This window comes from Fictibacillus sp. Mic-4, from assembly GCF_049843615.1.
Classification (GTDB): Bacteria; Bacillota; Bacilli; order Bacillales; family Fictibacillaceae; genus Fictibacillus_A; species Fictibacillus_A gelatini.
Genome location: NZ_JBBHZM010000001.1, coordinates 34,523 through 46,891, shown reverse-complemented (window position 1 = coordinate 46,891; position 12,369 = coordinate 34,523). Strand labels below are relative to the sequence as shown.

Annotated in this window: 11 protein-coding genes and 1 riboswitch; of the genes, 3 read left to right on the top strand and 8 right to left on the bottom strand. The window is 43.1% G+C overall.

Annotated elements, in window-relative coordinates:
• Positions 1 to 41 precede the first annotated feature (41 nt).
• Positions 42 to 209, top strand: coding sequence for a ribbon-helix-helix domain-containing protein (locus WD019_RS00195; protein WP_081412543.1), 168 nt, complete (start codon positions 42 to 44; stop codon positions 207 to 209).
• Between the two features lie 84 nt (positions 210 to 293).
• On the opposite strand, the gene WD019_RS00190 is transcribed toward WD019_RS00195, so the two are convergent.
• From WD019_RS00190 to WD019_RS00180, 3 genes are all read right to left on the bottom strand, one after another.
• Positions 294 to 1,130 (bottom strand): sugar ABC transporter permease, encoded by an 837-nt coding sequence (locus tag WD019_RS00190; protein WP_425710328.1) that lies wholly within the window; start codon positions 1,128 to 1,130, stop codon positions 294 to 296.
• 3 nt (positions 1,131 to 1,133) lie between these two features.
• Positions 1,134 to 2,453 (bottom strand): carbohydrate ABC transporter permease, encoded by a 1,320-nt coding sequence (locus WD019_RS00185; RefSeq protein WP_035349763.1) that lies wholly within the window; start codon positions 2,451 to 2,453, stop codon positions 1,134 to 1,136.
• A 67-nt stretch (positions 2,454 to 2,520) separates the two neighbouring features.
• Positions 2,521 to 3,789 (bottom strand): extracellular solute-binding protein, encoded by a 1,269-nt coding sequence (locus tag WD019_RS00180; RefSeq protein WP_026676150.1) that lies wholly within the window; start codon positions 3,787 to 3,789, stop codon positions 2,521 to 2,523.
• A gap of 234 nt (positions 3,790 to 4,023) precedes the next feature.
• Between WD019_RS00180 and WD019_RS00175 the strand changes: the two genes are divergently transcribed.
• Positions 4,024 to 5,793 (top strand): alpha-glycosidase, encoded by a 1,770-nt coding sequence (locus WD019_RS00175; protein WP_425710327.1) that lies wholly within the window; start codon positions 4,024 to 4,026, stop codon positions 5,791 to 5,793.
• Positions 5,794 to 5,816: 23 nt separating this feature from the next.
• Here the strand turns inward: WD019_RS00175 and asnB are convergent, their stop codons facing one another.
• A complete protein-coding gene (gene asnB, locus WD019_RS00170) occupies positions 5,817 to 7,664 on the bottom strand; it encodes an asparagine synthase (glutamine-hydrolyzing) (RefSeq protein ID WP_425710326.1) in 1,848 nt (615 codons plus the stop codon).
• 162 nt (positions 7,665 to 7,826) lie between these two features.
• Here asnB and WD019_RS00165 point away from each other — a divergent pair, with 162 nt between their 5' ends.
• Positions 7,827 to 8,933, top strand: a complete 1,107-nt coding sequence (locus WD019_RS00165) for an AI-2E family transporter (RefSeq protein WP_026676153.1) — start codon at positions 7,827 to 7,829, stop codon at positions 8,931 to 8,933.
• A gap of 30 nt (positions 8,934 to 8,963) precedes the next feature.
• Here WD019_RS00165 and WD019_RS00160 read toward each other — a convergent pair whose 3' ends face one another.
• The 4 genes from WD019_RS00160 to WD019_RS00145 are packed head-to-tail and all read right to left on the bottom strand — an operon-like array spanning position 8,964 to position 12,062.
• Positions 8,964 to 9,497: a 1,2-dihydroxy-3-keto-5-methylthiopentene dioxygenase gene (locus tag WD019_RS00160; protein WP_026676154.1), complete on the bottom strand. Its 534-nt coding sequence runs from the start codon at positions 9,495 to 9,497 to the stop codon at positions 8,964 to 8,966.
• A 12-nt stretch (positions 9,498 to 9,509) separates the two neighbouring features.
• On the bottom strand, positions 9,510 to 10,166 hold the full coding sequence (locus WD019_RS00155; protein ID WP_425710325.1) for a methylthioribulose 1-phosphate dehydratase: 657 nt from the start codon (positions 10,164 to 10,166) through the stop codon (positions 9,510 to 9,512).
• Positions 10,153 to 10,824 (bottom strand): 2-hydroxy-3-keto-5-methylthiopentenyl-1-phosphate phosphatase, encoded by a 672-nt coding sequence (locus WD019_RS00150; protein WP_425710324.1) that lies wholly within the window; start codon positions 10,822 to 10,824, stop codon positions 10,153 to 10,155. The genes WD019_RS00155 and WD019_RS00150 overlap by 14 nt, the downstream gene beginning before the upstream one ends.
• Positions 10,821 to 12,062: a 2,3-diketo-5-methylthiopentyl-1-phosphate enolase gene (locus WD019_RS00145; RefSeq protein ID WP_425710323.1), complete on the bottom strand. Its 1,242-nt coding sequence runs from the start codon at positions 12,060 to 12,062 to the stop codon at positions 10,821 to 10,823. Before WD019_RS00145 ends, WD019_RS00150 begins: the two co-directional genes overlap by 4 nt.
• Positions 12,063 to 12,177: 115 nt before the next feature.
• Positions 12,178 to 12,326, bottom strand: a riboswitch (SAM riboswitch).
• Positions 12,327 to 12,369: the final 43 nt, after the last annotated feature.

Genomic DNA, 12,369 nt, shown 5'->3' with positions numbered 1-12,369 from the left:
GTAATTTGTATTAAAGATATAATTAAAACGAGGTGATTACAATGAAGCCATCAAGAGGATTGAAAACAAGAACCCCTCTTTCAAATGCAATAAAAACGGAATTATATATGGCTTTAAAGGAGCTATCAGAACAAACTAAAGTACCAATATCAAAGCTCCTGGATGAAGCCATTGAAGATTTATTAACTAAGCGGCAAAAACCCTGTTAATTAATAGCAGGGTTTTATAATCTTTTGCAAATTTCCTTTAAACAGTTAACCCCCCCCCGCTTTATCTGTTTTCAGTTTGAAACATTAGCCTTTTGTTCCTCCTGCCGTTAAGCCGGAAACGAAATAACGCTGCAAGGCTATAAATAAAATCGCAATCGGAATGGCAATCAAGACCGAGCCTGCGGCGAACAACGTAAATTGGTTGCCGAATTCGTCCGATACCATGTTAAAAAGACCAACGGCCAGTGTTTGCTTCTCATCCGACCGCAGCAAAATTGAAGCAAGTATAAAGTCGGCAAACGGCGAAATAAAACTGAACAGCGCAATGACTGCCAGTATCGGTTTAGAAAGCGGCAATATAATTTTGAAAAAGATGACAAGATGGCCGGCACCGTCAATTCGGGCCGATTCATCCAATTCTTTCGGGATCGTGTCATAATACCCTTTCGCGAGCCACGTATTCATCGGAATCAACCCGCCGACATAGACAAGGATGAGGGCAAGATGGGTATCAAGGAGCCCGACAAGATTGGCCAAAATATAAATGGCTAAAATCGCGACAAACTGCGGCACCATTTGCAAAATTAAAAAAAGCATCAGCCCGTTCTTCCGTCCGACAAAGCGATAACGAGAAAAGGCGTAGGCGGTCAAGCCGATAAAAATGACGGACAGGCTCATTGTACACACACATATTTTCAATGTATTCCAATACCATGTGACATACTCTGTTTTTGTAAACAATTCTTTATAATGGCTAAACGTTGCGTGTTCCGGTATAATCGTCGAGCTTGTCAGGCTGTTGCCAGGATTAAGCGAAGAACCGACGACCCAGAGGAGCGGGTAAATGACAATAAGGGCGGCAACGCAAAGGATGAGATACGTAAACGACAGGCGAACCCATTTTGCTTGTTTCATTTTCATTTCTTACACCTTCCCTTCATCCTTAAACGCTTTCGTTCTCCTGAAGTTAAAGAGCGCGACCAGAATTACGATGATCGATAACACTACAGTAACCGCAGCCGCTTTCGAATATTGGGCCGACGTCATTGTCATCTGGTAGATCCAGGAAATCAGTATGTCCGTTCCCCCTGCGTTTTGACTGGCGACGGCAGGCCCCCCTGAGTTAAACAGATAAATGACATTAAAGTTGTTAAAGTTAAACGTATATTGCGTAATTAAAATCGGCGCTGTCGAATATAAAACCATTGGAAGCGTAATCGTCCGGAATTTATCCCAGCTCGTTGCCCCATCGATCGTCGCCGCCTCGTACAATTCATTTGGGATGGATTGCAATACGCCTGTCGTCATCGCCATCACAAATGGAAACCCGAGCCATGTTTGAATGAATATAAGAGCGACTTTCGTCCAAAATGGGTCGGTGAGCCACGGAATGTCTTTTACTCCAAAGAAGGCGAGTACGTCATGATTGATGGCCCCGAACGAATCATTGAACATTCCGCTAAAGACGAGAATCGATACGAAGGCTGGAACCGCCCATGGAAGTATAAGAATCGTGCGAAACAGCCCTTTAAGCTTTACATCTTTTTGATTCATCATGACAGCAAGCCCAATACCGACAGCAATCTGAAGCGTTGTCGCCGTAAATGTCCAAATGATTGTCCACGAAAAGACGGAGACAAACGTTTCCCGCCAAATATCAAGCTTGAACATATCAATAAAATTTTGAAAGCCGACCCAATCTACGAGTTTTGCAGGCGGAGAATGGTATAAATCATAGTTGGTAAAGGCAAGAAAGACCATAAATAGAATCGGAAAAATGACAACAAAGATGAGCAGAAAAAAGCCGGGTGTAACAAGCAGATAAGGAAAGCCTTTGTCGATTGTGTGCTGGTACTGCTCTCTTAGCGTGCAGGGCCGCATGCCGGCATCGCGCTTTTTACCAGTTTGATAGGCATCGTATAAATTAAATGCATAAAAGGCGACCCCGATCGTAATAACAATAAGGGCAATAATTCCTTCGACAAGCAAAAAAATCGAATGATCCCGCGGCAGTTCAGTCCCGAGTGTAACGATTCCCCAGAGCCCCATATTTAATAGATTTGAAAATACAGCAACATAAGATGCAGTAAGGGTAAGAAACAAGATCCCTTTAACCCATTGCTTATGATAAAGCTGGCCTAAACCAGGGATGATGGATAAAATAACGGCCGTTTTCCTATGATTGGATTGATAGTGAAAGCTTTTATTTTGTGCGGATTTTATATTCTGCGGCACTGCTTCCATATACGCCTCTCCTTTCCGACGTTGAAATAAGAGAGAAAGCAGCCAGGCACTGCTTTCTCAAACAAAACTATTTTCCGCTATGTTTTGCTTCAATGTTTTCTTTGATTGATTTCACCGCATCATCGAGCGCTTTATTCGAAGACTGCTTTCCTGTTGCCGCAAGCTGCAACGCGTTGGCGACCGGTTTCCAGACTTCGGCCATTTCCGGAATATTCGGCATCGGAATTCCCCGTTCAGATTGAATGGCAACCGCTTTTGCCCCTTCATTATCCGCAATAATCGGATCATTCATTAATGATTTAACTGGCGGAATTTCCTGCGTTTTTTCGAAACGAATTTTCGCGCTTTCTTCATTCGTAATAAATTCAACGAGCTTTGTCGCCCATTTTTTGTTTTTTGAAAAACTGCTCACATTCCACCCTTTTACGCCGATAAATGTTTTCACATATTCCCCGTTTGGCAGTTTCGGCATCGGGGCAATCCCAATATCAACCTTCGCATCTTTATACGGCTGGAATGACCACGGCCCGTTCATTAGAGAAGCCACTTTTCCTTCTGTAAATAAACCGTCGATCGTTTGACCTGCCTTTTCACCGACTACCCCTTTTGGAAAGAGCCCTTCTTTATACCATTTTGTAATAAAATCAAGCCCTTTAACAGCACCTTCGTTATTCAATCCTACATCTTTCGGATCGAGCGTTCCGTTGTTGTCTTTAAAGACATAGCCGCCATACCCAGCTATAATCCCATAAGCGAAATAAAAATCCGTCCAGTTCGCTAAAAATCCGTATTGCGCCCCGCTATTGTTACCTTTCGCCATTTTATACACTTCGTCTAACGTTTCGGGCGCTTTTTTCATAAATTTTTTGTTATAAATGAAAACAGGCGTTTCTGTTGATTTTGGAAGCCCATACAGTTTTCCTTTAAACGTTAATGCCGCAATCGACGAGTCCGTAAACTTACCCGTCACATCACTAGAGATGTCAAGCGGCGCAATTAGCCCTTCCGTTACAAGCGGCCCTACACGGTCATGCGGAGTCGTAATCACATCAGGCCCTTTACCAGCCGGGCCATCAAGACGTAATTTGTCTTGCTGGTCGAGCATCGGCATCTCTTTATATTCCACTTTAATGCCATACTTTTTCTCAAATTTTTCAATGGCCGGTTTCAATCCGGCTCCTTTGTCCTTATCTTCCCAAATCACTAATTTTTCAGGTTTTGTCTCTTTTGAGCCGTTGTTGCCAGTTTCGCCGCTACTTGATTCTTTTGGCCCACATGCGGAAAGAACGCCTAACAACAAGAATAGTGTCATTAAACTCGCTAACCATTTCTTCATTCCAATATCCCCCTTTTATATAATAAATTGCTTTGCAAACGGTTGCACCATTCTGCAAAAATAAAATCCGACATATTTTGCGGAAACGTTTGCACAAACTTATAGTTTTATTATACATGCCTATATCACTATTTCAACTCTTTTTTTGAAAATTTTTAATCCTATTGACGTTACTATTTTAGTAGTTATGGTATAATTAGTGCAAACGATTGCACTCTGGGAAGGAGACGAGAAATGTTACTAGAAGCAATTTTTCATCAACCAACCGATACGTATGCTTATGCCTATCATCAAAAGGCGCTCCATATCCGGTTGCGGGCGAAAAAAGGTGATTTAACAAACGTCTATTTACTTTATGGAGATCCATATGATTGGAACAGCGGCCGTTGGCAATATACGAAAAAGGAAATGCGTCTCTCGGGAAGTGACGAGTATTTTGACTATTATATGATCGAGGTTACACCCCCTTTTCGCAGGCTCCGTTATGGCTTTGACGTATCTGACGAAAAGGAGCGCTATATTTACACCGAAAAAGGATTTTATAAAAAAGCGCCTGAAGATACCGCTTACTACTTTTGCTTTCCTTTTTTACATCAGGCCGATGTTTTCAAGGCGCCTGAATGGTCAAAAGACACGGTCTGGTATCAAATCTTTCCTGAACGATTCGCGAATGGAGATGCGAAAAATGATCCGGAAGGTACGCTCGCCTGGGGAAGCGCAGAACCAACTCCTGCCAATTTCTTCGGTGGCGATTTTCAGGGCGTCATTGATCATATAGATCACCTCGTCCAATTGGGTGTGACAGGGATTTATTTCACCCCCATCTTTAAGGCGAGTTCGAATCACAAGTATGATACGATCGACTATATGGAAATTGATCCCCAATTCGGCGATAAAGCAACCTTTCGCCGAATGGTAGACGTTTGCCATCAAAATGGGATCAAAGTGATGCTGGATGCGGTGTTTAACCATACAGGATTTCATTTCCCGCCATTTCAGGATGTTGTAAAAAACGGCAAAAACTCTCCTTATGCCGGTTGGTTTCATTTATGGGAGGAATCCGTTCAGACGAAACCAAATCCGAATTACGATACATTTGCTTTTGAACCGAGAATGCCAAAGCTCAATACATCCCACCCTGAAGTAAAGAGCTATCTTCTTTCCGTCGCCCGTTACTGGGTGGAGGAATTTGATATTGACGGCTGGCGGCTTGATGTGGCAAATGAGGTCGATCACGCGTTTTGGAGGGACTTTCGAAATGAGGTAAAATCGATTAAACCTGATTTGTATATTTTAGGAGAAATCTGGCATGACGCCCAGCCGTGGCTCCGGGGAGACCAGTTTGACAGCGTCATGAATTACCCGTTTACAGCAGCCGTCACTGATTTTTTCGCTAAGGGGGCGATGCGTGCGGATTCATTCGCTTCTGCAATCACCCGCATTCTTCATTCCTATCCAGAAAACGTGAATGAAGCGCTGTTTAATTTGCTTGGCTCGCATGATACTCCGCGGATTTTGACGCTTTGCGGCGAAAATAAACAGAAAGTGAAACTACTTTATTTGTTCATGCTCTCTTACCCCGGTTCCCCCTGCATTTATTACGGAGATGAGATCGGGATGACAGGCGGCCAGGATCCCGGTTGCCGTGAATGCATGATCTGGGAAAAAGACAAACAGGATCTAGACTTGTTCGAGCATATAAAAAAATTGATTGAACTGCGCAAAACGTATCACGCTTTCGGAACCGGAGGCAAGCTCTCTTTTCTTGAAGCAGATCCGGCGACGAACCTTCTTGTTTATGAAAAAAAGATTTCTGATGAAGCAATTATTATCGCCATGAATCCGTGCGAAAAGAACCAGTCAATTGATCTAACTCAATTTGTGACAAATCATACGGTTACCGACCTCTGGAACAATAGAAGCATTGAATTTGGAAGCAGCTTTCAACTTCATTTGCCGGCCTATGGGTTCGGGATTTACATGATTCATAAACGAACAGACTAAGGCTACTTAGTCTGTTCGTTCTTCTAATCCACAATATTAATCTTGTACTCCGAAAGCCACGTATCGATTTGTGCAAGGTGGGCGATTAATTGCGGACCTGTCATTAATTGGCCGAACCATGGCACTTTAAAAGCTTCCCCGTTCGTATCGATAATCGCCTGGATTTTTTCTTTATTCAAGAGCTCGAGAATCGGCGAGGCGGGATGATTTATAATCGCTTGCAGCCATTCTTTTACGCTTTCAGTATATTTCGGATGGTGGGTTTTTGGATATGGGCTTTTCTTTCGATAAAGCACTTCATCTGGCAGAATTCCTTCCAAAGCTTTGCGCAAAATTCCTTTTTCCCTGCCATTTAACATTTTCATTTCCCACGGGATGTTCCAGACGTATTCAACAATCCGATGGTCGGCAAACGGCACGCGAACTTCAAGGCTTGCTCCCATGCTCATCCGGTCCTTCCGGTCAAGAAGATTTGTCATAAACCAGAGCATATTCAAATAAAAGATTTCCCGCCGCCTCTCTTCTTTTTTATCTTCGCCATCCAATCGCGGCATTTCATCAATCGTTTCTTGATAACGGACTTTTACATAATCGTGCAAATTCAATTTCTCTTTCCAATAAGGGAGCAATAAATCTTCTCTTTCTTTTGTTGAGCTCATCCAGGGGAACGATTCCCGGCTCATTAGTTCTTCTTTATGGAACCACGGATATCCACCGAAAATTTCATCTGCACATTCCCCGGAAAGAGCGACGGTAGAATGCTCTTTAATCCGGCGGCAAAACCATAATAACGACGAATCAACGTCAGCCATCCCCGGTAAATCTTTCACAATGACCGCTTCTTTCAAGTGATTGACAAGAAGTTCCATATCAATGACATGCGAATGGTGCTTTGAGCCAATTGCTTCCACCATTTTCTCTATCCATGGACCATCCGCATTTGGCTGAAAAAGGCTCGACTTGAAATATTTATCATTCTCCTCATAATCGATGCTAAACGTATGAAGGTCCCCTCTTCTCTCTTCTTTAAAATATCTTGCAGCAATCGCGCTGATCGCACTTGAATCAACCCCACCTGAAAGAAACGTACAAACTGGAACATCAGCCACTAATTGCCTTGTGATCGCATCTGTTAACAAAAATCTTACATTTTCAACCGTCTCTTCTAATGTGTGTACATGTCCCTCACTTTTCACATTCCAATACCGCCAAATTTTAAGCCCTTTATGATCGAAGCGCATCGAGTGGCCCGGCCTCAGCTCCTGTATCCCTTTAAAAACGCCATGACCCGGTGTGCGTGAAGGCCCTAACCCGAAAATTTCCTGAAGTCCTTCTCGATCAATTTCAGCTTTCATTTCCGGATGGGCAAGAATCGCTTTAATTTCTGAACCGAATAACAATTGACTTCCCTTTTCGCAATAAAATAACGGTTTAACACCAAGCCGGTCCCTTGATAAGAACAGTTTTTGCTCTTTTTCATCCCATATGGCAAATGCATAAATGCCGTTAAAGTGATTGACGCAATTTTCGCCCCACTCAATGTAAGAGGTTAGCAGCACTTCTGTATCGGAGTGCCCTTTAAATGTGTACCCCCTCTTCAGCAATTCTTTTCGGATGTCTTCGGTGTTGTATAATTCGCCATTGTAACAAAGGGTGTAAAACTGTCCATTTTTCTCTTTCTCCATTGGCTGGGCGCCGCCCGCCGGATCAACGACAACGAGTCTTGCATGGCCAAAGGCTGCATGCCGGTCTGCCCAGACATTCAGTGCATCTGGCCCCCTCTTTGACAGAGTTGCCGCCATTTTAAATACGATGTTTTTCTCTGACGCTACATCTTTATTCCAGTTCACTATTCCCGTTATTCCACACATGATGATCACCCTTTCTAGAAACACCAGTTTTCTCATGCCAATCTTTATGCATAAATGCCCAGTAATCAATTTATGCACCAGGCTTCTAAAAGTGCATCTACAAAACTTCTACGATCATGTATAATAGAAGGAAATTTAAGAAATGCAGGTGACAAAACAGCAATGCCTCAATCCAAACTCTTTCGATTCGGTTATGGTATTCTATTAATCTTTCTTATTATTTGGGTTGGAACTAAAATTGACTTTCTTTTTCAACCCGTCGTCGCTTTAGTACAAACGCTCTTTTTTCCGTTTTTGCTCGGAGGCGTTTTGTACTATTTATTTCGCCCTGTCGTCCACTTTCTTTATGCGAGAAAAGTTCCAAAAACACTTTCTATTCTTCTCATCTATTTAGTTGCAATTGGACTCTTGACATTCGTTATTTATCTCATTGGCCCCATTTTGCAAAAACAGGTAAACAGCTTAATTGAAAACATGCCCGCTCTCATCAATACAATCCGCGAAAAGGTAATTGAATTGCAAAATAGCCACTGGGTAAGCCGTTTTCAAGAAAGCCACCAGTTGAATTTGGAGAAAATCTCAAATAAAATAACAGCCTACTTATCTACCGGCGTATCTATCATTAGTACAAATATCCTAAATTTTATTAGCATTATTACAAATGTCGTTATGATCTTCGTAACAGTTCCGTTCATTTTATATTACATGTTAAAAGAAGGCGAAAAGGCGCCGCAAATGGTGCTTCGCCTCTTGCCTCGTTCCCAGCAAACGAATGGAAAGCAAATTTTAGCCGATTTGGACCGCGCGCTCAGTTCTTATATTCAGGGGCAAATTTTTGTCAGCTTTTGTGTCGGGGTTATGCTTTATATCGGTTATTTAATTATCGGGATTGATTATTCTCTCATCCTTGCAATCGTCGCCATGTTTACGAATGTCATCCCTTTTCTTGGGCCGATCATCGCAATTACACCAGCCATTATCGTTGCAATCATTGATTCGCCGTTCATGATTGTAAAAGTATTAATTGTTATGGTGATCGCGCAACAAATCGAAGGAAATCTCATTTCTCCGCAAGTGATGGGCAAACAGTTGAACATTCATCCACTGACGATCATTTCCATTTTGCTCGTTGCAGGCAGCATTGGCGGGGTGCTTGGGTTAATTCTTGCCGTCCCTGTCTATGCCGTCTTAAAAGTCGTTGTTCTCCATACGTATCGCCTATGGAAGCTGCGAAAAGAGCAAAACATTGAACAAAAAATTATGCATTAAACAATAAACGAGAGGGGGATCCCCTCTCGTTTATTGTTTAACTTCTTCTTTTTCGTAAATCGGCACCCAGCCTTCTTTTGTTTTAAAAATTCGGACGGCAACGACCTTACGATCATCCATTAACGTGAAATAATGCCTGTAGTTTTCGGGTACGGAAATTAAATCTCCCGGTTCAAGCTCAACATCGAAGAAACGCCCGTCTGTTCCTTCTATGGCAAAAATCCCGTGTCCGCTAACGATAAATCGGACTTCATCATCAGAGTGGTGGTGTTCTTGAATAAAGTTTTTCAATAAGTCCTCAAGATTAGGTGTATTTGGAGAAAGCGAGATCACATCCGCTGTTAAATACCCTCTTCTTTCTGAAATGTCAGCAATTTCTTGGCGGAATACTTGAAGAATTTCCTCTTTATCTTCTTCTGTTAAAGCGTAGTTTTCTTGAAGATGTTTTGGCAGTTTTTCAATATCCCATTTTTCATAGATAACGCCATGGCCCTCTAAATATTGAACGACTTCTTCCGCTTTTTCCACTCTTTCATTATTATCATGGAACCGCAATTGTGCCATTATTCATTCCTCCTAAAGGTTAATCAATTTATTTTGATAAGATGGGGCAATTTCCGCTTGAAACAATTGCTTTATTTTTAAATGATACGAGAATAAAAACTCGAAAGCTTCTAAATGTTTTTTCGCTTCAAAGCCGTTTTTCCCCCATACCGTTATCCCATGGTTTCGAATAAGAACCGCTTTTGTTTCAGGTGTAATGCGGTTTGCGACTTCTTTGGCCAGCACGTTTAAATCGGCGTAGTTTTCAACAATCGGTATCGAAATTTCCCCATCTTCTTCCCAAATGCCAAACGCTTTGATCAATTCTTGCCCTTTAAATGTAATCTTTCCAACTTTTGCGTAAAGTTCAGAAATGACGTTATTGTCGATCGTATGAACATGAAGGCAGCATCCTGCATCGGTTAACTTGTATACTTCACAATGAATACCTGTTTCAGCTGAAGCTTTTAAATCGGTAGCTTCTACTGGCTTTCCGTCACCGTCTACAAGCAAGAAGTCATCATCCGTCCGTTTCCGCTTATCTTTCCCGCTTGCCGTCACTAGAAACGTCAATGGATGGTCGCCGACTTTTATCGATAAGTTGCCGCTTGTCCCCGGGAACCAATCGCGGGCCGCCAGCTCGTCTTTAATGTCAGCCAGCTCCAGCCAGCGTTCTTCAAAAATGCTCATAGGTTACCCTCCTTTTGCTTAATTGATCGATAATTTCATAGAACGTTTCAAACGGCGTATAGGAGATGTTATTTTCCTCACATTTTTCAATTAAGAAATCACGGGCAAACACCTCATCTGCCTGTTTCGCCGCCTGTAAATCGGTAATGGAGTCGCCAATCACGATTTTATGGTACTTGCTTGAATCAAACCTTCGAAGAATTGTCGGTTTGCAGCAACCGCAATCATTGCCGCATGCATCGTCACATGCGTGTGGCCAGAGGATCCGGACTGACTCTCCTGTAAAATCGCTGCCATTACAATAAATATGATCTTCAGGTATAACTCCTTGAAGCAGCGGATAAACAAAAAAATCAATGCCTCCGCTGACGATATAAAGCGGGATGCCCTGTTCTTTTGTATAGTCTACAAATGCATGAAAACCGTCTCTTACTTTCGCCTGCGAAAGGACAAATTCGGTAATCTCATCTTTTTTGCTTGATGGCAGGAGGGAAAAAAGCTTTCCGACACCTTCACGAATGGATATTTGTTGCCCGAGAATTTGCTCTTTAATGTTCTCCCATCCTAACGGGGCAAATTGTTTCATAATCGCAATGATGTTATCATTTTCAGTCACTGTGCCGTCAAAATCGCAAAAAATGACTCCGGTCTTCTTCATGCCTTCACTGCCCCTCCCCACAGGTTAAGTGCGGCTCGTAAGGACTCGCTGTTCGCGGCCGTTTCTTCTAAGCTCTCATCCCTTAAGATTCCGTCAATCGCATCCCTGAAGGCTTTTCCTCCTTCTGATGCGCCGCCGGGATGTCCGTGAATCCCACCGCCTGCATTGATCACACTGTCGATTCCAAAGTCTTGAATGAGCTGCGGCGTAAGGCCCGGGTGAATGCCTGCTGATGGAACCGGGAACGAACGCTTCACCTTTATCTCGTCCGTTGTTAATTCCTCCGCAATGCCAAGGGCCTCTTCTTTCTTCAGCGCCACACTGCCATATGGCGAAGGGAAAAGGGAAAAATCAGCACCGACCACCCTCAGGGCTTTCCCAAGAAGGAGCGGGTTTGCGATGCCATACACCTTTGAAGGGGTCATCGCTCCGGAAAATGAGGGATGGGCCATAATTGGGATGGTGATATCCGGATCTTCGGCGAGCGATTGCAATACGTCAAGGCCATATGTAAACACGTTAAACAAAAGCGCGCTTGCCCCGAGCTCTACGGCCCGTTTTGCTTTATCTTTCAATTCATATGTACGGCCTGTCAAGTTCACGGCATACAATGTCTTCTCCCCCGTTATTTCTTCCGTCTCTTTTAAGACTTCAACTGCCGCTTTAATTCGTTCGTCAAAGGAAGTGAGCGGATTGTCAAATAAAATTTCATCATCTTTCACAAGGTCGACGCCGCCCAGCGCCTGCTCTTTTAGTTGCTTTTTGAAAAACGTGAGGTCACGGCCGATCATTCCTTTAAAAATACTCATTAAAAGCGGGCGGCCATGAACCCCTAGCACCTTTCGTATCCCGTCAATTCCATAAGATGGGCCTGGAAATGCGCTTAAAAGCTCTTCAGAAAAATCAAGGTCAACCAATTTTACTTCTCCGTCTAACGATAACTTGCCAAAGACAGTCGTCAAAATGGCCGGCAAGTCGGAAGAAAAATTTGCGGCCGGATAAGCAATTTTGAGGAGCCCTCTCGATCGCTTCTCTCCAAAATAGGCGTTTACTTTCTCATCTTCGGAAAGTTCTGTTACCTCTACAACCCGGCCTTTATGGTTCTTTAGCTGCTCCTTTTCCAATTCCGGCAAATCCGTCCACGTCCCAACCGTTAAACCAAGCGCGATGCTTTCTGCTTTTTTTTCTAAATGGGTTCCTTTATCGTGAACAAGATACGTTGCTGTTACAACACTCATGTACTCCACTCCCTGTATCAATCAGTCTTCAAAGGCTCGTGATCCTTTGGCTGGCTAAATTAAAAATGCCTCTTCCCATAAGGAAGAGGCATTCAATAGACAATCTCACCGCTTCCTCTCATCTCTCAGCTTAACGCTGCAAGAATTAGCACCGTTTTCACCTGGTGGCGTTCAAAAAGCCATTATCGACGTTTGAACACCAACGAAAGTGAGTCGGTTGCCGGGTTTCATCGGGCCAGTCCCTCCACCTGCTCTTGATAAGAGAAATTACAAATTGTTTGAATATTAATTTTACTAGTGATTATGA

Bases quoted from the DNA above. Each gene is read 5' to 3' on its own strand.
- WD019_RS00155 (WP_425710325.1), bottom strand. From the start codon at position 10,166: ATGAGCATTTTTGAAGAACGCTGGCTGGAGCTGGCTGACATTAAAGAC.
- WD019_RS00160 (WP_026676154.1), bottom strand. From the start codon at position 9,497: ATGGCACAATTGCGGTTCCATGATAATAATGAAAGAGTGGAAAAAGCG.
- WD019_RS00195 (WP_081412543.1), top strand. From the start codon at position 42: ATGAAGCCATCAAGAGGATTGAAAACAAGAACCCCTCTTTCAAATGCA.
- WD019_RS00175 (WP_425710327.1), top strand. From the start codon at position 4,024: ATGTTACTAGAAGCAATTTTTCATCAACCAACCGATACGTATGCTTAT.
- WD019_RS00150 (WP_425710324.1), bottom strand. From the start codon at position 10,824: ATGAAGAAGACCGGAGTCATTTTTTGCGATTTTGACGGCACAGTGACT.
- WD019_RS00145 (WP_425710323.1), bottom strand. From the start codon at position 12,062: ATGAGTGTTGTAACAGCAACGTATCTTGTTCACGATAAAGGAACCCAT.
- asnB (WP_425710326.1), bottom strand. From the start codon at position 7,664: ATGTGTGGAATAACGGGAATAGTGAACTGGAATAAAGATGTAGCGTCA.
- WD019_RS00180 (WP_026676150.1), bottom strand. From the start codon at position 3,789: ATGAAGAAATGGTTAGCGAGTTTAATGACACTATTCTTGTTGTTAGGC.
- WD019_RS00190 (WP_425710328.1), bottom strand. From the start codon at position 1,130: ATGAAAATGAAACAAGCAAAATGGGTTCGCCTGTCGTTTACGTATCTC.
- WD019_RS00165 (WP_026676153.1), top strand. From the start codon at position 7,827: ATGCCTCAATCCAAACTCTTTCGATTCGGTTATGGTATTCTATTAATC.
- WD019_RS00185 (WP_035349763.1), bottom strand. From the start codon at position 2,453: ATGGAAGCAGTGCCGCAGAATATAAAATCCGCACAAAATAAAAGCTTT.